General features: G+C 63.0%; 16 protein-coding genes and 1 pseudogene. 10 read left to right on the top strand and 7 right to left on the bottom strand.

Annotation, left to right across the window (positions count from 1 at the left end):
• Positions 1 to 31: 31 nt before the first annotated feature.
• Complete coding sequence (pobA, locus tag AC0ZZU_RS17990) at positions 32 to 1,219, bottom strand: 4-hydroxybenzoate 3-monooxygenase (RefSeq protein WP_476342491.1); 1,188 nt, start codon at positions 1,217 to 1,219, stop codon at positions 32 to 34.
• A gap of 169 nt (positions 1,220 to 1,388) precedes the next feature.
• Between pobA and AC0ZZU_RS17985 the strand changes: the two genes are divergently transcribed.
• The 3 genes from AC0ZZU_RS17985 (at position 1,389) to AC0ZZU_RS17975 (ending at position 3,667) form a co-directional block, all read left to right on the top strand.
• Complete coding sequence (locus AC0ZZU_RS17985; protein WP_476342490.1) at positions 1,389 to 2,267, top strand: helix-turn-helix domain-containing protein; 879 nt, start codon at positions 1,389 to 1,391, stop codon at positions 2,265 to 2,267.
• 77 nt (positions 2,268 to 2,344) lie between these two features.
• Positions 2,345 to 2,746: a MerR family transcriptional regulator gene (locus AC0ZZU_RS17980; RefSeq protein ID WP_476342489.1), complete on the top strand. Its 402-nt coding sequence runs from the start codon at positions 2,345 to 2,347 to the stop codon at positions 2,744 to 2,746.
• A 21-nt stretch (positions 2,747 to 2,767) separates the two neighbouring features.
• A complete protein-coding gene (locus AC0ZZU_RS17975; protein ID WP_476342488.1) occupies positions 2,768 to 3,667 on the top strand; it encodes a hydroxymethylglutaryl-CoA lyase in 900 nt (299 codons plus the stop codon).
• Between the two features lie 534 nt (positions 3,668 to 4,201).
• Here AC0ZZU_RS17975 and AC0ZZU_RS17970 read toward each other — a convergent pair.
• Complete coding sequence (locus AC0ZZU_RS17970) at positions 4,202 to 4,747, bottom strand: MgtC/SapB family protein (protein WP_476342487.1); 546 nt, start codon at positions 4,745 to 4,747, stop codon at positions 4,202 to 4,204.
• Between the two features lie 139 nt (positions 4,748 to 4,886).
• Between AC0ZZU_RS17970 and AC0ZZU_RS17965 the strand changes: the two genes are divergently transcribed.
• Positions 4,887 to 5,126 carry a DUF3203 family protein gene (locus AC0ZZU_RS17965; protein ID WP_476342486.1) on the top strand — a complete coding sequence of 80 codons (240 nt, stop codon included), beginning with the start codon at positions 4,887 to 4,889 and terminating at the stop codon, positions 5,124 to 5,126.
• Positions 5,127 to 5,281: 155 nt separating this feature from the next.
• Entirely contained in the window at positions 5,282 to 6,691 is a 1,410-nt protein-coding gene (gene mapR / locus AC0ZZU_RS17960) for a GntR family transcriptional regulator MpaR (RefSeq protein ID WP_476342485.1), read from the top strand.
• 4 nt (positions 6,692 to 6,695) lie between these two features.
• Here mapR and AC0ZZU_RS17955 read toward each other — a convergent pair whose 3' ends face one another.
• The 3 genes from AC0ZZU_RS17955 to AC0ZZU_RS17945 are packed head-to-tail and all read right to left on the bottom strand — an operon-like array spanning position 6,696 to position 9,922.
• Positions 6,696 to 8,225, bottom strand: coding sequence for a DHA2 family efflux MFS transporter permease subunit (locus AC0ZZU_RS17955; RefSeq protein ID WP_476342484.1), 1,530 nt, complete (start codon positions 8,223 to 8,225; stop codon positions 6,696 to 6,698).
• On the bottom strand, positions 8,222 to 9,418 hold the full coding sequence (locus tag AC0ZZU_RS17950; protein ID WP_476342483.1) for an EmrA/EmrK family multidrug efflux transporter periplasmic adaptor subunit: 1,197 nt from the start codon (positions 9,416 to 9,418) through the stop codon (positions 8,222 to 8,224). The genes AC0ZZU_RS17955 and AC0ZZU_RS17950 overlap by 4 nt, the downstream gene beginning before the upstream one ends.
• Positions 9,419 to 9,448: 30 nt before the next feature.
• Complete coding sequence (locus AC0ZZU_RS17945; protein ID WP_476342482.1) at positions 9,449 to 9,922, bottom strand: MarR family winged helix-turn-helix transcriptional regulator; 474 nt, start codon at positions 9,920 to 9,922, stop codon at positions 9,449 to 9,451.
• Positions 9,923 to 10,180: 258 nt separating this feature from the next.
• Here AC0ZZU_RS17945 and AC0ZZU_RS17940 point away from each other — a divergent pair, with 258 nt between their 5' ends.
• Positions 10,181 to 11,188, top strand: coding sequence for a FecR family protein (locus AC0ZZU_RS17940; protein ID WP_476342481.1), 1,008 nt, complete (start codon positions 10,181 to 10,183; stop codon positions 11,186 to 11,188).
• A 10-nt stretch (positions 11,189 to 11,198) separates the two neighbouring features.
• On the opposite strand, the gene AC0ZZU_RS17935 is transcribed toward AC0ZZU_RS17940, so the two are convergent.
• Positions 11,199 to 12,518, bottom strand: coding sequence for a Na+/H+ antiporter family protein (locus AC0ZZU_RS17935; RefSeq protein ID WP_476342480.1), 1,320 nt, complete (start codon positions 12,516 to 12,518; stop codon positions 11,199 to 11,201).
• Between the two features lie 266 nt (positions 12,519 to 12,784).
• Between AC0ZZU_RS17935 and AC0ZZU_RS17930 the strand changes: the two are divergent.
• The 4 genes and pseudogenes from AC0ZZU_RS17930 to AC0ZZU_RS17915 all read left to right on the top strand — a co-directional run.
• Positions 12,785 to 14,074 (top strand): annotated as a pseudogene (locus tag AC0ZZU_RS17930) (methyl-accepting chemotaxis protein); the annotation flags it as partial.
• A gap of 102 nt (positions 14,075 to 14,176) precedes the next feature.
• Positions 14,177 to 14,932, top strand: a complete 756-nt coding sequence (locus AC0ZZU_RS17925; protein WP_476342589.1) for a methyl-accepting chemotaxis protein — start codon at positions 14,177 to 14,179, stop codon at positions 14,930 to 14,932.
• Positions 14,933 to 15,003: 71 nt separating this feature from the next.
• Positions 15,004 to 16,008: an ABC transporter substrate-binding protein gene (locus tag AC0ZZU_RS17920; protein ID WP_476342479.1), complete on the top strand. Its 1,005-nt coding sequence runs from the start codon at positions 15,004 to 15,006 to the stop codon at positions 16,006 to 16,008.
• A complete protein-coding gene (locus AC0ZZU_RS17915) occupies positions 16,005 to 16,856 on the top strand; it encodes an ABC transporter permease (RefSeq protein ID WP_476342478.1) in 852 nt (283 codons plus the stop codon). Before AC0ZZU_RS17920 ends, AC0ZZU_RS17915 begins: the two co-directional genes overlap by 4 nt.
• Before the next feature lie 27 nt (positions 16,857 to 16,883).
• On the opposite strand, the gene AC0ZZU_RS17910 is transcribed toward AC0ZZU_RS17915, so the two are convergent.
• A complete protein-coding gene (locus tag AC0ZZU_RS17910) occupies positions 16,884 to 19,052 on the bottom strand; it encodes a TonB-dependent receptor (RefSeq protein WP_476342477.1) in 2,169 nt (722 codons plus the stop codon).
• Positions 19,053 to 19,068: the final 16 nt, after the last annotated feature.

The following is a 19,068-nucleotide window of genomic DNA, read 5'->3' as shown; positions in this document are numbered from 1 at the left end:
GGTGCGCCGGTTCTAGCATAAGCGTCCCCTGTTACTCAACCACCTCGAAGGGCAACCCGACATAGTTCTCGGCGATGCTGACCCACCCGGCCCGCGACTCAAGGTAGTACTTGCGGTCAGCCTCCTGCATCTTTTGATCCCAGCCATCCATATGCTCACCAAAATCATGCAGCAAGTTCGTCATGAACCAACTGAACCGCTCTCCTTTCCAGACCCTGCGCAACGCCAGTTCCGAGTACCTGGCCAACAGGTCCACCCGCCCCTCGCGGTAGACCTTGAGCAGGATCCGATAGAGGTAGTTGACGTCCGAAGCCGCAAGGTTCAAGCCCTTGGCGCCCGTCGGCGGCACGATATGCGCAGCGTCGCCGAGCAGGAACAGGCGGCCATGCTGCATCGGCTCGATCACCAGACTGCGCAACGGCGCAATGCTCTTTTCGAGCGAAGGCCCGGTCACCAGCCCTTGGGCAATATCCTGTGGCAATCGCGCCCTGAGCTCGGTCCAGAAACGCTCGTCAGACCAGTCCTGCACCTGCTCGCCCGTCGGTACCTGCACGTAATAGCGGCTACGCGTGGCCGAGCGCTGGCTGCACAGCGCGAAGCCTCGGTCGTGATGCGCGTAGATCAGTTCATGGCTGACGGGCGGCGTATCGGCCAGCACGCCGAGCCAGCCGAAGGGGTAGACGCGCTCGTATTGCTTGAGCAGCTCGGCCGGGATGCTCTGGCGCGAGACGCCATGAAAACCATCGCAACCGGCGATGTAGTCGCAATCGATGCGCTGGGAGTGACCATCCTTTTCGAATGTGACGTATGGGTGCTGGGTGTCCATGTCGTGCGGGCGCACGTCAGTTGCGCCATACAGCGTCACGGCGCCGCTGGCCTGGCGTGCCTGCATGAGGTCGCGAGTGACCTCGGTCTGGCCGTAGACCATGACCGTCTTGCCGCCGGTCAACGCCTTGAGGTCGAGCCGCAGGCGCTGGCCGGCGACCAGCAATTCGACACCCTCATGGACCAGCCCCTCCGCGTCCATGCGCTCGCTCACCCCGGCCTCGCGGAGAAGCTCGACGGTGCCCTGTTCAAGCACACCGGCGCGTATGCGGCCCAGTACGTACTCGGGGGTCTGACGTTCGACAATCACCGTGTCGATACCAGCATTTTGCAACAGCTGGCCGAGGAGCAGCCCGGAAGGACCGGCGCCGATGATAGCAACCTGAGTTTTCATTGTTGTTGTCTCGCATGGGGATGCCGACACGTAATGGCAATGCGCGGCACCTGCTGATAGGGTTTGCACCTGCATTTTTACTGGCTGCAAAGCCTGAAAAAGTGTGTTTTCCCACTCAAGATTTGCACTTTTCCAAAAAGTGTTCGATTAACGAACCGGCCTACCTCCCATGCACCCGAGCCTCCCGGGCATTCCTCTCTTCCAGCTCTATGGTGAAAACCAGGCCTGGCCCGACACTGATCTGCTGCATTGCGAGTCAATCCCTGCGCGCAGCCGGCTGCATCAGTGGACGATCAAGCCGCACCGCCATGCTGAGCTGTTCCAGCTGCTGTATGTGCAGCGTGGACACGCACAGGTCGAAATCGAGGGATTGCGCAACGAGATCACCGAGGCCGCCATCCAGGTGGTGCCTCCGTTGGCCGTGCATGGTTTTCATTTCAGCGACGACATTCAGGGCTACGTGCTGACGTTCGGCGCCGCCCTGGTGGCCGAGCTCGAAGCCCGTCTCGCCGCGCCGCTACAGGTTCTGGCTTCGGCCGCCTGTTATCGGCTTGGCCCTGAACGGCGTGCACTGGACGTGTTGATCGATACCCTCCACAGCGAATATCAGGGCAGCGCGCCTGGGCGGGGCGTGATGCTGCAATCGCTGGTGACCGCATTGATGGTCTGGATCAGTCGCCGGCAACAGTCGAGCAGCCTCGCGCGCACACGCGACGAACGCGACCGGCAGCTGTTCGGGCACTTCCTGCGCCTGGTCGAAACGCATTTTCGGCAGCACCTGTCGGTGGAAGACTTTGCCGTGCGCCTGGCGGTCACCAGCCTGCAGCTCAACAGCCTGTGCCGCCAGCTCAGCGGGCAAACCGCACTGCAAGTGATGCACCAGCGCCTGATGCTCGAAGCCCGGCGCAACCTGGTGTATACGAGCATGAGCATCAGCCACTTGTCCGACAGCCTGGGGTTTAGCGATCCTACGTACTTCTCTCGTTTTTTCCGCCGCCTTGCCGGGACGACGCCCAATGCCTACCGGCGGATGGCGCAACTGCAATGATCCACCGTGCAGACCGCTGCTTGACGTATACGTCAAGCAGCCAGTAGCTTAGCCTCATCACTTCTTCGAGCCTGAGCATGAGCAGCCAGACCTACAGCATCTCCGACCTTTCACGCGAACTCGACATCACCACCCGCGCCATTCGGTTCTACGAAGAACAGGGCCTGGTGACCCCGGAGCGCCGGGGACTGGAGAGAATCTACTCGGCACGCGACAAGGTCAGCCTCAAGCTGATCCTGCGCGGCAAGCGCATCGGCTTTTCACTGGCCGAGTGCCGCGAGCTGATCGAGCTGTACGATCCCAGCAGCGGCAATCTCAAGCAACTGCACAGCATGCTCGCCAAGATCGTCGAGCGCCGCGTCCAGCTCGAGCAGCAACTGCTCGACATCCAGCAGATGCAGCTGGAACTGGACACCGCCCAGGAGCGCTGCGAACAGGCACTGGCCGCCACGCTGGACAACCAGAACAACAACCGTTGAACCGCCACAGGAAGCCCTGCCATGTCACTGCCTGAAACAGTCCGTCTGGTCGAAGTAGGTCCACGCGACGGCTTGCAGAACGAAGCCCAGCCCATCAGCGTCGCAGACAAGGTCCGGCTGGTGGATGACCTCAGCGAGGCAGGCCTGTCCTATATCGAAGTCGGCAGTTTCGTGTCGCCCAGATGGGTGCCGCAGATGGCCGGATCCGCAGAGGTGTTCGCTGGCATTGCGCAGCGCCCGGGCGTGACGTACGCAGCCCTGGCCCCCAACCTGCGCGGTTTCGAGGATGCACTGGCCGCCGGAGTCAAGGAGGTGGCGGTGTTCGCCGCTGCCTCAGAGGCCTTCTCCCAGCGCAACATCAATTGCTCGATCAGCGAGAGCCTCAAGCGTTTCGAGCCGATCATGCATGAGGCCCGTGCACAGGGCGTGCGAGTACGCGGTTACGTGTCCTGCGTGCTGGGTTGCCCCTATGAAGGCCAGGTGCGCGCGGAGCAGGTGACCCCGGTGGCGCGCGCCTTGTTCGACATGGGCTGTTATGAAGTGTCGCTGGGCGACACTATTGGCGCAGGCACGGCGGGTGACACGCGCCGACTGTTCGAGGTGGTGTCCAGAGACGTTCCGCGCGAAGTGCTCGCCGGGCATTTCCATGATACCTACGGGCAGGCCCTGGCCAACGTCTATGCCAGTTTGCTGGAGGGCATCCAGGTGTTCGACAGTTCGGTGGCAGGCCTTGGCGGCTGCCCGTATGCAAAGGGTGCCACCGGCAATGTCGCTACCGAGGACGTGCTTTACCTGCTGCAGGGCCTGGGCATCGAGACCGGTATCGACCTGGACCGGCTGATTGCCGCCGGCCAACGCATCAGCGCAGTGCTGGGCCGCGCCAACGGCTCGCGGGTTGCACGCGCCCGCACGGTGCAGTGACTACACATCTGTCACAAGGGTGTGGGCGCGGGTGTTACCGCGTTCACACCCTGATTCAAAAAAACGGGTAACACGGAAACGATTCCTCGGAAAATCGGTCACCCTGATCATGCCAAAAAACGTAACCCGTTGATTTAAAACGATTTTAAAAAACTGGCACGGCACCTGCTATATCTTTGGTACAACAACAACAAAAATGCGATAACCAATAAAAACAACATGTACCGGCTCTGACATAACAAGAACAAAACGGCAGAGACGCAGCTAACAGATTTTTTTGAAGTGGATGTGCTTTTCCGGGGTCCGCCCCGCAACCTGACAAAGAACGATAAAACTACCTCAAGGTAGCGGCGGTCACGGTTGGATCAGCAATGATGAAGGCAGATCAGCGCGCAAAAAAATACGTTTGCTCTTGGCCCCGAATGGGGGCCGTTCGCAGCACCGAGGCAAAGGTCGCCAACAACAACAAAAGGCCCGTCTCCAATAATAAAAAAAGAGCAAGCATCAATACTTTGAGGGGAGCCCAGGCTCCCCTCAGTGCTTCCCGCCCTCGTCGCTTCTCGTCCCGCTGTCCTCTGTGTCCTCGCTTTCCACCTTGTCCACCTTTTCCACCACCCACGGCATGGTGTTGAGCACCAGCAGCGCCAGTATCGTGCTGATCAGTGCCGTGGCCTCACGGCCCATACCGGCGGCAACGCCAATCGCGGCCGTCATCCACAGGCCCGCAGCGGTGGTCAGCCCCTTGACGTGACCGACCTCGATCCCGTTGCCCTTGAGAATGGTCCCAGCCCCCAGAAACCCGATCCCCGCAACAATGCCCTGGATCACCCGGCTCAACGCGTCCTCTTCGGCGCCGGCCATGCCGGGTGCCAGGACGAACAGAGCAGCCCCCATCGCCACGAGCATGTGCGTGCGCACGCCAGCCGCCTTGCCCTTGCGTTCGCGCTCGAAACCCAGGACCGCCCCCAGCAATGCCGCCATCAGCAAACGCACGGTGATCTGCGTCAACTGACGTTCATCGGTGATATCGGCGAACTCGGCCTGCATTGTCAGCAAGACCGTTTCCCACCAAGGCTCCATGGCCACCTCCTGGAAAGTTAGGGATAAGCGGTGGACCCTGGCGCAGGCCACGAGTGCGATCGGCTCCACCGAGCGGGCCAATGGAGCTACCGGGGCATGGGCGCGGTCACAACTGCACAGCCATCAAGAGGATGCCCTCATGCCCGTGGAAGTCGATGAAACCCGCCAACGCTGCACCCTGATCGGTGACAAGATCCGCATCGAGGGCACCGGCCCCGAAGTCGAGATCTTCACCGATGACCAATTGCGCATGTCGGTCGCGGTGCTGGCCGGCGAGCGCTTCCCCATCACAGAAGCCGAAGCCGATGCCCTGACCGTTGCAGGCGCCGTGGACAGCCGCAAGCACCTCAAGGCCAGTGAGCCCGGCTCGGTGATCTGAGGCCATTCAAACGCTTATTACTCATCTGGTATGGCGTTTGCCGTGCAATCTGAGTCTGTGCTGCAAACAGGCTGGAGCCTAGAGTGGGCAGGCCCGAGTGATCGTTCAAAGCCGATCCCTTACACTGCCTGTCCACTCTGCCTGCCTGAGCCGTGATGAAACGCTACGAACAATTTGCCGATGACATCGCCGAACTGATCCGCTCCGGCGTGCTGGGTCCAGGCCAGCGCGTGCCGTCGGTGCGCTATGCCAGCCAGACGCACGGGGTCAGCCCGTCCACCGTGTTCCAGGCGTACTACCTGCTTGAGCGCCGGGGACTGATCCGGGCGCGACCTCGCTCCGGATATTTCGTCAACGCCCACGCGCCTCGCCAGTTCAACGAGCCGCAACAGCTCGAGCCGGCGAGCGAATCCACCGATGTCGATGTCAGCGACCTGGTGTTCTCGATACTCGACTCGATCAAGGATCCGCACACCGTGCCCTTCGGCTCGGCTTTTCCCAGCCCTGGGCTGTTTCCACTACAACGCCTGGCCCGCTCCCTGTCCAGTGCCAGCCGCGCGATGGACCCCCGCATGGTGGTCACCGACCTGTCACCCGGCAATCCGCAGCTGCGCCGGCAGATTGCCCTGCGCTACATGGTCGGCGGGCTGATGCTGCCCATGGAAGAACTGCTGATCACCAACGGTGCCCTGGAAGCCTTGAACCTGTGCCTGCAGGCCGTGACCGAACCCGGCGACCTCGTGGCCATCGAGGCCCCGGCGTTCTACGCCTGCCTGCAAGTCCTCGAACGGCTCAAGCTCAAGGCAGTGGAAATCCCCGTGCACCCCCGCGAAGGCATGGACCTCGGCGTGCTGGCCCAGACACTGGACAAGCACCCGGTCAAGGCCGTGTGGTGCATGACCAACTTTCAGAACCCGGTAGGCGCGAGTATGCCGGAGGACAACAAGCGGCAACTGGTGGAACTGTTGCGCCATCACCAGGTGCCGCTGATCGAAGACGATGTCTACGCAGAGCTGTACTACGCCCAGCAGGCGCCCAAGCCTGCCAAGGCATTCGATACAGAAGGCCTGGTGATGCACTGCGGATCGTTTTCCAAGAGCCTTGCGCCAGGCTACCGCGTAGGCTGGGTCGCCGCTGGGCGTTTCGCGCAGAAAGTCGAACGTCTCAAGCTGATGACCTCGTTATGCGCCTCGATGCCCGCCCAGGCCGCGATCGCCGACTACCTCCAGCACGGCGGTTACGACCGGCACCTGCGCAAGCTGCGCTATGCCCTTGAAGGACAACAGGCAGCGATGCTCGCCGCCATAGACCGCCATTTCCCGGCGCAGACCCGCGTCAGCCAGCCCTCGGGTGGCTACTTCCTGTGGCTGGAGCTGCCCGAGCACATCGATTCGCTCAAGCTGTTCCAGATGGCATTGGCCCAAGGCATCAGCATCGCCCCCGGCCCCATCTTTTCGCCTACCCGGCGCTTTGGCAACTGCATCCGCCTCAACTACGGCACCCCCTGGAGCGACGGCTTCGAGAACGCCATGCGCACCCTGGGGCAGATAGTGCATTCATCCTGAGCCGCTAGTGTCCCGCCGAAGCCGGCCCCGCCTTGGCCGTAAACGGCGGCTTCGCAAACCACACCAGTACGATCAACCCCGCGAACACCCAGGTCATCAGCGTAAAGTAATCCACTGTCGACATCATGTAAGCCTGCCCGTTGACGATCTGCTCAAGCTGCGCATAGCTCTGCGGATTAGCCCCGCCGAGCTGCTCCAGCGTGTGCCGCGTAGCCGGGTCGAACTCACTGATGTGCTCGCTGAGATAAGCGTGGTGCTGGTCCGCGCGGCGGATCCAGATCCAGGTCGTCAGCGATGCCGCGAAACTGCCGCCCAGCGTACGCAGGAACGTGGCCAGGCCCGAGCCATCGGCGATTTGCTGGGGCGGCAGGTCCGACAACAGGATGCTCAGCGTCGGCATGAAGAACAGCGCCACCCCGATCCCCATGAACAGCTGCACCAGAGCAATATGCTGGAAGTCCACCTCGCTGGTGAAGCCCGCACGCATGTAGCAACTGGTACCGATGGCCAGAAACGCCAGGCCCGCCAGCAATCGCAGGTCGACGCGATGGGCGTACTTGCCGACAAAGGGAGACATCAGTACCGGCAGCAGCCCGATCGGCGCCACCGCCAGGCCGGCCCAGGTCGCGGTGTAGCCCATCTGCGTCTGCAGCCACTGTGGCAGGATCAGGTTGATCCCGAAAAAGCCCGCATACCCACCGACCAACACCAGCGTGCCGATACGGAAGTTGCGGTATGCGAACAGCCGCAGGTTCACCACCGGATGCTTGTCGGTCAATTCCCAGATCACGAAGATGGCCAGGAACACTACCGATATCAGGCTGCCGCCAATGATGAACGACGACTCGAACCAATCCAGGTCATTACCCTTGTCGAGCACCACCTGGAGCGCACCGACGCCAACGATCAGGCTCACCAGGCCAACATAGTCCATTGGTTGGCGGCTGGTGGTGACTGGCCGCTCGCGCATCTGCTGGCGCACCACGGCGGCGGCGAAGAGGCCAATCGGCACATTGATGAAGAAAATCCAAGGCCAGCTGTAGCTGTCGGTGATCCAGCCGCCGAGTATCGGCCCGGCAATCGGCGCCACCACCGTGACCATGGCCAGCAACGCCAGGGCCATGCCCCGCTTGGCAGGGGGATAGACCGCAATCAGCAGCGTCTGCGTCATCGGGTACAGCGGCCCGGCGACCACGCCCTGCAGGATTCGAAAGCCCACCAGTTCCGGCATCGACTGGGCGATGCCGCACAGGAACGAGGCCATCACGAACAGCAGCGTGGCCCAGATGAACAGTTTCACCTCACCGAAACGCCGGCTCAACCAGCCGGTCAGCGGCAAGGCGATGGCGTTGCTCACGGCAAACGAGGTAATGACCCAGGTGCCCTGCTCGTAGCTGACCCCCAGGTTGCCGGAAATGGTCGGCAAGGCAACGTTGGCGATGGTGGTGTCAAGCACCTGCATGAACGTCGCCAGTGACAGGCCGATGGTCGTCAGCAGCAGGCTCGGCGGGGTGAACTGGGCTTTGTCGGTCATCGCTGCGCCGTCTTGCCGGAGCCCGCGCTGTTGTCGTGGATCAGCCGGGTGATCATGGCATCTGCTTCGACCAGCTGGGCATCGAATACTGGCGTGGAGAACGACGGTTGATTGCGCGGCTGCTGGGCCAGGGCCGGGCCGCTCTGGTCATGCAGGTCTACCTCGACCACGGTCGACAGGCCGATCCGCAGCGGGTGCTCGGCCAGCTGGCGCGGGTCGAGATGAATACGTACAGGCACACGCTGGACGATCTTGATCCAGTTGCCGGTGGCGTTCTGCGCAGGCAACAGGGCAAAGGCGCTGCCGGTACCGGCGCCAAGGCTATCGACGGTGCCGCTGTATTCCACGTCACTGCCGTAGAGGTCGGCGACCACGTGCACGGGCTGGCCGATGCGCATGTCGCGCAGCTGGGTTTCCTTGAAGTTGGCGTCGATCCACACCTGTTCCAGCGGGATCACCGCCATGGTCGCGGTGCCCGGTTGCAGCCGCTGGCCCAGTTGCACGGTACGCTTGGCCACATAGCCGGTGACGGGTGCCACCAAGGTAGTGCGCGCATGGTCGAGGTAGGCCTGGCGCAGGTCGGCAGCGGCGGCCATGACCTCGGGATGGGATGACACCACCGTGTCATCGACCAGCGCGGTGCTGGTGTTGAGCTGCTGGCGCGCGTTGTCCAGGCCGCTCTGCGCCGAGGTCAGGTCGTCGCGTGAGTGGGACAGCTCTTCGGCGGCGATCGCCCCGCTGTCGGCCAGCACCTTGCGCCGGTTGTAGTTCTCTCGAGCTTTCTTCAGTTCGGCCTGCCGCGCCTGCATCTGCGCCTTCAAAGCGTCGACATTGCTGTACAGGCCGCGGACTTCGCGCACGGTGCGGGCCAATTTGGCCTGGGCCGATTGCAGCGCGACTTCGCTGTCGCTGGGATCGAACTGCAGCAGCACCTGGCCTGCGTGCACCAGGTCACCGTCGTCGGCGCCGATGCTGACAACCGTACCGGTCACCAGCGGCGTGATCTCGACGACGTTGCCGCTGACGTAGGCATCATCGGTGCTCTGGTGCCAGCGCCCCACCAGGCTGTACCACGCCCAGGTGGCGGCGCCCGCCACGAGCAGCAACAACAGCAGGCCGAACAGCCAGGCCTTGCGCTTGCGAGAACCAGCGGGCGCCGGGGCGGTGGATGAAGGGTCCGGGGAAGTGGCCATGAGAGTACCTTGGGATAACGGAATAGGAAATCAACGATCGCCGAAACGGCGGATCGTCAGGGGGTCGCCCGCATCCAGCAGGACCTTGGCAAGCAGTGACTCGAGCGTGCGCAGCTCTTCAGGCTCGAGCACGCCCACCAGCTCGTTCATGGCCGAGGCGCCGATTTCAGGAAGCCGGTCGGCCAGGCGCTGGCCCTCGTCACTGAGGACAAGGCGCACCAGGCGGCGATCGTCCGGGCAGCGGCTGCGCTGGATCAGCCCCTTCTGCTCCAGGCGGTCGAGCATGCGGGTCATCGAACCGCTGTCCAGGCCCAGGTACCGGCACAGCTCCGCCGGGGTATCGACCTGGTACTGGGTAACGATGATCAGCACCTTGAACTGAGCCGCAGTGACTCCGTAGGGTTCAAGGTGCCAGTCGAGGATACGGTCCTTGAGCACCGCCGCGCGCCCGAGGAGCAAGCCGATCGCGCAGGTCTGAAAGTTTTGCGGCGTGAAGTGCGACATCGGATGCTGGAAAACCGTGGGCTAATTGTATGGAAATATTACTGCCTAGGCAGTGAATGTCAAATCCTTGATTAGTCAGCTAACGATCAAAGCGATAACCGAGGGATCCAATCCATTCAATTGCCTGGCTCCCCAGTAAACAATCTGTTTCCAGCTGATCAGATTCCGATGAAAAACTTACAACTGATAGTCATTCGCCATTACCCGGTTCTCCCGGCGGCCCTGCGGGAGGTAGAATGGGTGCAACCAGGAGATTCAATGAACCAAGACCGCCTCCCCGAAAGCGAAGACGATGCCATCACCGACGCCGCCGCGCATTGGTGCATGCGCTTGCATGCCGAAGACTGCTCCCCGGCTGATCGGCGTGCCTTTTCGCGATGGCTGGAGGCAGACCCCCGACACGCAGAGGAGCACGTGGCAATGCAGGAGATCTGGCAGACTGCCGATCTGCTGCCGCGGCCCGAAGCCTCGGCCCGGGAACCTTGCACTGCACAACGGTCATCGCGCACCCAGCGCTGGCGCCCCCTCGCCTCAGCAGCGGCGATCACCCTCCTCGCCCTTCCCGGGGTCGCGTGGGTAGGCTGGGAGCAAGGCTGGCTGCCCAACGGCTACGAGCATTTCGAGAGCCACGAGAACCGCCTGCAGGTGCAACTGGGCGACGGCAGCCAAGTCGAGCTGAACCTGGACAGCGAGCTGCGGTTCACCAACTACAAGGACACCCGCCGCGTGACGCTGGTCAAGGGAGAGGCCTTCTTCAAGGTTGTCCACGACAGCAGTCATCCCTTCATCGTGCACGCAGGCCACGGCGAGACCCGGGTAACGGGGACTCAGTTCAACGTCTGGAAGTATGAGGATCAGGTCAAGGTGACCCTGGTGGAAGGCTCGGTGCTGGTAAGCGTCGATGCCAGCGAAGGCGGTTATCGTCTTGGGCCCGGCATGCAGGCCAGCTACAGGGTCGGTGACTTCGAGCCGCAGATGGCCCAGAGCAACGACTACGCCAACAGCCTGGCATGGCGCACCGGCAAGCTCATTCTCGACAACCTGAGCCTTGACCAGGCGCTGCCCCTGATCAACCGCTACCTGGACAAGCCGCTGATGCTGGCCGATGCCAGCACGGGCAGCATCCGCATCAGCGGCATCTACAACACAGGCGAAGTGCATCATCTGGTCAGCACCCTGCCCAAGGTGCTTCCGGTCTACCTCACCCGCAACAAGGACGGCAGCACCGTCCTCAACCGCATTTCACCGCCGCCGGCCCGGGGCTGATCCCGCTGCGCTAGAGCATCATGGCGGCGAGCCAACCGAAGGCCAGCAGCGGCAAGTTGTAGTGGATGAAGGTCGGCACCACGGTGTCCCAGATGTGGTGGTGCTGGCCGTCGACGTTCAGGCCCGATGTCGGACCCAGCGTCGAGTCAGAGGCCGGCGAGCCTGCGTCGCCCAGTGCGCCCGCGGTCCCGACGATGCACACCGTGGCCAGCGGGTCGAAACCCAACTGCACGCACAGCGGCACAAATATCGCCGCCAGGATCGGCACCGTGGAAAAGGACGAGCCGATACCCATGGTCACCAGCAAGCCTACCAGCAGCATGAGCAAGGCGCCGATGCCCTTGCTGTGATCGATCCACTGCGCCGACGTCTCGACCAGGCTTTTTACCTCACCGGTTGCCTTCATCACATCAGCGAAACCCGAGGCCGCGATCATGATGAAACCGATCATGGCCATCATCTTCATCCCCTCGGTGAACAGGTCGTCGGTGTCCTTCCAGCGCACGATGCCTGACAGCGAGAAGATCAGGAAACCGGCCATGGCGCCGATGATCATCGAATCCAGCAGCAGCTGGATGATGAAGGCCGCGGCAACTGCCAGACCCGCTACCATCAGGGTGAGCGGGTTGTACTGGATGGCCACTTGCTCGACCTGTTCAATGCGTTCAAGGTCGTAGACGCGCTTCTTGCGGTAGCTCACGAACACTGCGATGAGCAATCCCAGCAGCATGCCGGCCGCTGGAAGCGCCATGGCGTGGGTGACGTTGACACCGCTGATATCGACCCCGGCGCGGGCAACGTTGGCCAACAGGATCTGGTTGAGGAAGATGTTGCCAAAGCCCACCGGCAGGAAGATATACGGCGTGATCAGACCGAACGTGATCACGCAGGCCACCAGGCGCCGGTCGATCTGCAGGCGAGTCAGCACGTACAGCAACGGCGGCACCAGCAGCGGAATGAAAGCGATATGGATCGGCAGGACATTCTGCGAACACACCGCCACCACCAGCATCAGGCCGATCAGCAGCCACTTGAGCTTGCCGCCGTTGGCATGGTCCCGGCGATCGACCATGCTCAGCGCGCGGTCGGCCAAGGCGTGCGCCATGCCCGACTTGGCGATGGCCACAGCGAAAGCGCCGAGCAAGGCATACGACAGCGCCACAGTGGCGCCGCCGCCCAGGCCGCCATTGAACGCCTTGAGCGTACCTTCGATTCCCAGGCCACCGACCAGTCCGCCCACCAGGGCGCCGATGATCAAGGCGATGACCACATGCACGCGGGACAGACTCAATATCAGCATGATGCCGACCGCGGCAATGACTGCGTTCATGGTGTGCGTTACCTCTAGAAACCAGACAAAAAGCGAGCGTTCCGGCGACTGGTTGCCCATGGGCAGAGGCCGGACGAAAGGAATGTTTTTATGAAGGGCGCACACTTTGAAGCAGACCCGCCAGCTTGTCAAAGCCCCGGACTCTGCCAACAGACATTGATAGGTAACGTTTTTTTTGCATTTCAATCGATCGTTTGAATAAAGAAAACCGTGCTCGTGCCGATACAGCGGTTACCCACAGACTCACCGCCTCAAGGGAATCGCTCATGTCGCCGAGACAACTTTCCATCCAATGGAAGATCACCCTGCTTGCAGGCCTGTGCCTGGCCAGCATCGTCACCCTGCTCGTGGGGTTGTCGTTGTACCGCATGGACCACAGTTCCGACCTGGTCAAGGCCAGCAGCATGCAGATGCTGACCGAGGCGGCCCAGGGGCGCATCGAGTCACAAGGCGAGGTTCAGGTACTGAACATCCGCCGCCAGTTCATGGACGCCTACCAGTACGGCGCCGGCTTCTCCCGCCAGGTGCTGTTCTTGCGCGAGCAGGCTGAAAAGCGTTTTCTCGATGCTTTCGACCTGCGCGAGGACATGACCCGCCAGGTGCGCGCGGCGCTGCAGGCCAACCCCGACCTGCTGGGATTGTCACTGGTCTTCGAGCCCAATGCGCTGGACAACAAGGACAGTCTGTTCGCCGATCAGGCCGAGCTTGGCAGCAACGAAAAAGGCCGCTTCGCCCTGTACTGGTCACAGCCAACCCCTGGTCAGCTCAAATCGATGGCCCTACCCGAACGCGACATCCTCGACACCACGGCAGGTCCCAGTGGCGAGCCGGCCAATACCTGGTCGGTGTGCCCGCGTACTACGCGCAAGGTCTGCGTGATCGAGCCCTACTTCTACAAGATCGACGGCCAGCAGGTGCTGATGACCAGCGTGGCCTTCCCGCTGATGGTCGATGGCAACGTCATCGCCACCCTGTCGATCGACATCAATCTCAACAGCCTGCAGACCCTGAGCGAGGATGCCAGCCGCGATCTGTATGGCGGCCAGACGCGCGTCGGCATTCTGAGCCCCGTAGGGCTGCTGGCCGGTTACAGCGCCGATGCCAGCAAGCTGGCCCAGCGCTACGATCAGGTCGACCCGGCCAAGGGTGCCGAACTGATGGGCCTGCTCGCTGACAGCACGTCGATGCATGTGCTGCACCACGAGCAGCGCCTCAAGGTGCTCGCCTCCTTCGCTCCGGTCCCCGGTTCCAAGCCATGGGGCGTGTTGCTGGACGTGCCCGAAAGCGCCCTGACCGGCCCTGCCGAAACACTCAAGCAGGAGCTCGATCAGCTCAATTCCAGCGGCACCCTGATGCAGCTCGGCCTTGGCCTGCTGACTGCAGTGATCGGCTTGCTGCTGGTGTGGCTGATGGCCCGCGGCGTCACCCGGCCGATCCTGGGCGTGGCGGCCATGCTCAAGGATATCGCCAGTGGCGAGGGTGACCTTACCCGTCGCCTGAACTACGACAAGCGTGATGAACTGGGAGAGCTGGCGGGCTGGTTCAACCGCTTCCTCGACAAGCTGCAGCCGACCATCGCCGAGGTCAAGCGCTCGGTCCAGGCCGCGCGCGATACGGCCGATCAGTCCTCGGCCATTGCCGCACAGACCAGCGCCGGGATGGAGCAGCAGTATCGCCAGGTCGACCAGGTGGCCACCGCCTCCCACGAAATGAGCGCCACTGCCCAGGACGTCGCCCGCAGCGCCGCACAAGCGGCCCAGGCCGCGCGGGAGGCCGACCAGGCCACCCGTGAAGGCCTGTCGGTCATCGACCATACCACCAGCAGCATCGACACCCTGGCCGCCGACATGAGCAGCGCCATGGCCCAGGTAGAAGGCCTTGCGCAGAATAGCGAGAAGATCGGCTCGGTGCTTGAAGTGATCCGCTCGATCGCCGAGCAGACCAACCTGCTGGCCCTCAATGCCGCCATCGAAGCCGCGCGTGCCGGTGAGGCTGGACGTGGCTTTGCCGTGGTCGCTGACGAGGTACGCAACCTCGCCCGGCGTACCCAGGAATCGGTCGAGGAGACCCGCCAGGTCATCGAACAGCTGCAGGCTGGCACCCGCGAGGTGGTGGGCGCGATGGACAGCAGCCATCGACAGGCACAAGGCAGCGTCGGCCAGGTCGGCCAGGCGGTTACCGCCTTGCAGAAGATCGGTCAGGCGGTGACGGTCATCAACGACATGAACCTGCAGATCGCCAGTGCCGCCGAAGAGCAGAGCGCGGTGGCCGAAGAGATCAACAGCAACGTCGCCACCATCCGCGACGTCACCGAGTCGCTGTCCGGCCAGGCCAACGAATCGGCGCGGGTCAGCCAGTCGCTCAACAGCCTTGCGAACCAGCAGCAGGGCTTGATGGACCAGTTCAGGGTCTGACCCTGCTGGCATCGGCGGCCCTCGTCTACACTTGCCGGACTTGTGCACCGGCAATCTAGACGAGGCCTCCGATGAAGCGACTTACAGCTCTTCTGGCTGCACTGATCCTCAGCTTCGCCGGCGGCGCCACGGCCGCAGACGCACGCGCACCGATCCACTTCGGTGCGATCGCCTGGGAAAGCGGTGCGCTGACCACCGAAATCCTGCGGCTGATCGTCGAAAAGGGCTACGGCTATCCTACCGACACGCTTCCCGGCAGTACGGTCAGCATGGAGGTCGCCCTCGCGCGCAACGACCTGCAGGTGATCGCCGAAGAATGGGCAGGCCGTAGCCCGGCCTGGGTCAAGGCTGAGCAGGCGGGCCAGGTCTTCAGTCTTGGCGACACGGTGAAAAACGCCGAGGAAGGCTGGTGGGTGCCCGCCTACGTGATCAAGGGCGACCCCAAGCGCAACCTCAAGGCACTCGCTCCAGACCTGCGCACTGTCGACGACCTCAAGCGCTATCCCAAGGTGTTCAGCGACCCCGAGTCGCCTGACAAGGGCCGCTTTCTGAACAGCCCCAGCGGCTGGACCTCCGAGACGGTCAACAGCCAGAAGCTCAAGGCCTATGGCCTTGACCAGCAATACGTGAACTTTCGCAGCGGCTCGGGCGCGGCCCTGGATGCCGAGATCAATTCGGCGATCCGCCGTGGCCAGCCTGTGCTCTTCTATTACTGGAGCCCGACCCCTTTGATGGGCCGCTTCGAGCTGGTGCGCCTGGAGGAACCGCCCTTCGACCCAGGCGCATGGGCCACCCTGACAGACGCAAAGAACCCCACGCCCCGCGGCAGCAGTTCCCTGCCGGCCAAACTCTCGATCGGTGTGTCGGCTGCGTTCCGTGAACAGTACCCCGAGCTGGTGGACACCTTCAGCAAGGTCGACCTGCCCATCGATACGCTCAACAAGGCGCTGGCACGCATGAGCGAAACCCGCCAGCCACCCCATGAGGCGGCGCTGGCCTTCCTGCGCGACAACCCGGCAATCTGGAAAGCCTGGATGCCTGGCGAGGTTGCCAGCAAGATCGAGGCCGGCCTGTGAGCGGCGGTTTTCCTGAAGCGCTGCAGTTCTCGTTCGCCGAACGCGTCAATCGCCTGGTCGACTGGCTGGTGCTCAATTACGGCGATCACCTGCGCAGTGTCTCGGACAGCCTCCTGCAATTGCTGGTAGGCCTGGAAAACCTGCTGCGCATGATGCCCTGGTGGCTGCTCCTGGCACTGGTCGGATTGCTCGCCTGGCACGCGTGCCGGAGCCTGCCCCGCGCATTGACGCTGACCGGCCTGCTGCTGCTGATCGGCATGCTGGGACTCTGGGACAAACTGCTGCAGACTCTCGCACTGGTCATGGTCAGCACCGGCTTGTGCGTGCTGGTCGGAGTGCCGCTGGGGGTGCTGCTCGCCAGCAGGCCGCTGGCCCGGCGCCTGATCATGCCAGTGCTCGACGTGATGCAGACGCTGCCCGCCTTCGTCTACCTCATCCCCGTACTGATGCTGTTCGGCCTGGGCAAGGTCCCGGCGGTATTCGCCACGCTGATCTACGCCCTCCCCCCGCTGGTGCGCCTGACCGAACTGGGCATGCGCCAGATCGATGCTTCCCTTCTGCGCGCCGCCGGCAGCCTGGGCGCCAACCGCTGGCAACGCCTGCGCAGCATCGCCCTGCCCTTGGCACTGCCAAGCATCATGGCGGGCCTGAACCAGTCAGTGATGATGGCCTTGTCGATGGTCGTCGTAGCGTCGATGATCGGTGCCCGGGGGCTGGGCGAAGACGTCTTGGCCGGCATCCAGACCCTCAACGTTGGCCAGGGGGTGGAAGCGGGCCTGGCCATCGTCGCCCTGGCCATGGTCATCGACCGCATCAGCCAGGCCTATGGCCAGCGCGAACGACCTTGAACCCGCCGCGCCGACGGCCGCACCCTGCTAGAAATCAAGGGTCCCCGAGAACTTGACCAGCCGTGGATCACCCTGGGTAAGGTAGCCGCCATTGGCTGACGCCCAATAGTTCTTGTCGCTGACGTTCTCCACGTTCATCCGCAGGGTGACGGCCTTTTCCTGCACCTTGAAACGATAACGCGCGCCGATGTCGAAACGATTCCAGGTGGGCAGGCTCAGCGTATTGGCAGGATCGGCATACTGCCCACCGGTACGCAGCATGCGCGCATTGAGCGCAAGGCCCTCAAGCCCGGGCACATCCCAGTCGACGCTGGCATTGAGCTGGAAGGTCGGCACGCCGACCGCATGGTTGCCATCGTTGGCGCCGTCCTGGGTATTCTCGAGCTCGGTGTCCATGCGCGTACCACCAGCGATCAGGCGCAGGCCGGGGATCGGTTCGCCAAAGACGCTCAGCTCCACTCCGCGATTGACCTGCTCGCCATCCTGGACGAACACTCCGTTCTGGTTGTAACCATCGGTGGGCCGCTCGATGCGGAACACTGCAAGGCTGGCGCCGTAGGTTTCGCGGTCAAGCTTGATCCCGGCCTCGACCTGCTTGGTCTCCGCCGGCGGGAATATCTCACCCACGTTGACCACATCACCCGAGGCGGTGGCACCCTGGGCCAGGCCCTCGATGCGATTGACGTACAGCGACACCGATGGCGTGGGCTTCCACACAATGCCGTAGACCGGGGTCGTCACCGCCTCGTCATAGAACGCCGTGCGCCCGGCATCAGGTCCCTCCCCGTCATAGGCGTACCCCTCCACTCGCAATTGCTGGCGTCGAACACCGGCGGTCAGCAACAGGGTGTCATCGAACAGGCCGACGGTGTCGGAGATGGCGAGGCTGCGGTTGCGGGTCTTGCCCGTCACGCCGGGATCACCCAGCTTGCCGCCGGTGAAGGTGGCCGTGGTCGGCTTGGGCAATGGATCGGTGTTGTAGATATTGGTGTCGGCACTGTCGTAGAAGACAAAGGCGTTTTCCTGCTGGGCCCAGATACTCGCGCCGCCGATATTCAGCTGATGGCTCACCGGGCCAGTCCAGAAACGGCCATTGATTCCTCCCATGACAGTGGTGCTGTCTTCGTTGTGCGGGATCAGCGAGCCGCCGATGCTGGCGGCGCCGCTGGCGGCATCGGTCAGCACAGGGGTTCCGTAGAAGCCGGTTTCGCGGGTGTGCTTGGCACCACCGGCCAGATAGGCGCTCCAGTCATCGTTGAAGTCCCAGTCGCCGCGCAGCATGCCGAAGGTGTCCTCGGTTTCGGTATGCGTCCAGTCCTGGCCATAGTTGTGATCGGCGTCCGGCGCCCGCGGGATGTGCGTGACACCGGGCCCAAGGCGCACCGAGTTGCGCAGGAAGTTGACCCGTTGCTTCTGGTAGCCGAAGTCGGCGGATACGCGGAAGTCGTCGCCACGGTAGTCCAGTCCTGCGATGAACAACTTGCTGCGGTGGTGCTGGTCTTCGATGCCTGTCTCCCCTTCGCGCTGGGACAGGTTCAGGCGCGCGCCAAAGCGGTTTTCCGGGCCGAAGCGCTGGCCGATGTCCAGATGTTCGCCCAAGCGGCCATCGGTGCTGATGTCCTGGGTATAGCGCCGGGTAGGCGTGTCGCCAGCCCGCTTGGGCTGAAGATTGACGTTGCCGCCAAGGCCGCTGCCGGTGGGGCTGGCACCGTTGATGAAGGCATTGGGCCCCTTCAACACCTCGACACGCTCCACCGCATCGGTGGAAATCATCTGCCGGGGCAGCACGCCATACAGCCCGTTGAACGACACATCGTCGCCGCTCAGCGGCAGGCCACGTATGACAAAGACCTGGGACTGGTTGGCGAAGCCGAAGGACTGGCGCACCGAGGGATCATTGAGCAGGACATCGCCGATGTCCTCCGCCTGCTGGTCCTCTATCAGCTGCGAGGTGTAGCTGGTCATGGTGAACGGCACATCCATCATGTCCTGGTTGCCCAGCACGCCCATCTGGCCGCCGCGGGCCACCTGGCCACCGGCGAACGGTTCGGGCAACTCGCCACGCGGTGCGCCGAGGGCGTCGGCACTGACCGAGGTGGCGCCGAGTTCGATGGCGCCATCGGCTGCGGGTGCGGCGACGCTGACGGAACAGCACAGGGCAAGCAAGGTCGGATGTATAGGACGGAATCGTGACATGGAAGGCTCCCGAGGA

It is taken from the genome of Pseudomonas sp. JE3303 (assembly GCF_056312565.1).
The sequence above is the reverse complement of the archived record's forward strand: the minus strand, read 5'-3'. Positions and strand labels throughout refer to the sequence as shown.

What these genes read in the sequence shown, in the direction of transcription:
- AC0ZZU_RS17955 (WP_476342484.1), bottom strand. Translation starts at nt 8,225, where the DNA reads ATGACCGACAAAGCCCAGTTCACCCCGCCGAGCCTGCTGCTGACGACC.
- pobA (WP_476342491.1), bottom strand. Translation starts at nt 1,219, where the DNA reads ATGAAAACTCAGGTTGCTATCATCGGCGCCGGTCCTTCCGGGCTGCTC.
- AC0ZZU_RS17950 (WP_476342483.1), bottom strand. Translation starts at nt 9,418, where the DNA reads ATGGCCACTTCCCCGGACCCTTCATCCACCGCCCCGGCGCCCGCTGGT.
- AC0ZZU_RS17910 (WP_476342477.1), bottom strand. Translation starts at nt 19,052, where the DNA reads ATGTCACGATTCCGTCCTATACATCCGACCTTGCTTGCCCTGTGCTGT.
- AC0ZZU_RS17945 (WP_476342482.1), bottom strand. Translation starts at nt 9,922, where the DNA reads ATGTCGCACTTCACGCCGCAAAACTTTCAGACCTGCGCGATCGGCTTG.
- AC0ZZU_RS17980 (WP_476342489.1), top strand. Translation starts at nt 2,345, where the DNA reads ATGAGCAGCCAGACCTACAGCATCTCCGACCTTTCACGCGAACTCGAC.
- mapR (WP_476342485.1), top strand. Translation starts at nt 5,282, where the DNA reads ATGAAACGCTACGAACAATTTGCCGATGACATCGCCGAACTGATCCGC.
- AC0ZZU_RS17920 (WP_476342479.1), top strand. Translation starts at nt 15,004, where the DNA reads ATGAAGCGACTTACAGCTCTTCTGGCTGCACTGATCCTCAGCTTCGCC.
- AC0ZZU_RS17925 (WP_476342589.1), top strand. Translation starts at nt 14,177, where the DNA reads ATGGAGCAGCAGTATCGCCAGGTCGACCAGGTGGCCACCGCCTCCCAC.
- AC0ZZU_RS17970 (WP_476342487.1), bottom strand. Translation starts at nt 4,747, where the DNA reads ATGGAGCCTTGGTGGGAAACGGTCTTGCTGACAATGCAGGCCGAGTTC.
- AC0ZZU_RS17975 (WP_476342488.1), top strand. Translation starts at nt 2,768, where the DNA reads ATGTCACTGCCTGAAACAGTCCGTCTGGTCGAAGTAGGTCCACGCGAC.
- AC0ZZU_RS17940 (WP_476342481.1), top strand. Translation starts at nt 10,181, where the DNA reads ATGAACCAAGACCGCCTCCCCGAAAGCGAAGACGATGCCATCACCGAC.
- AC0ZZU_RS17985 (WP_476342490.1), top strand. Translation starts at nt 1,389, where the DNA reads ATGCACCCGAGCCTCCCGGGCATTCCTCTCTTCCAGCTCTATGGTGAA.
- AC0ZZU_RS17965 (WP_476342486.1), top strand. Translation starts at nt 4,887, where the DNA reads ATGCCCGTGGAAGTCGATGAAACCCGCCAACGCTGCACCCTGATCGGT.
- AC0ZZU_RS17935 (WP_476342480.1), bottom strand. Translation starts at nt 12,518, where the DNA reads ATGAACGCAGTCATTGCCGCGGTCGGCATCATGCTGATATTGAGTCTG.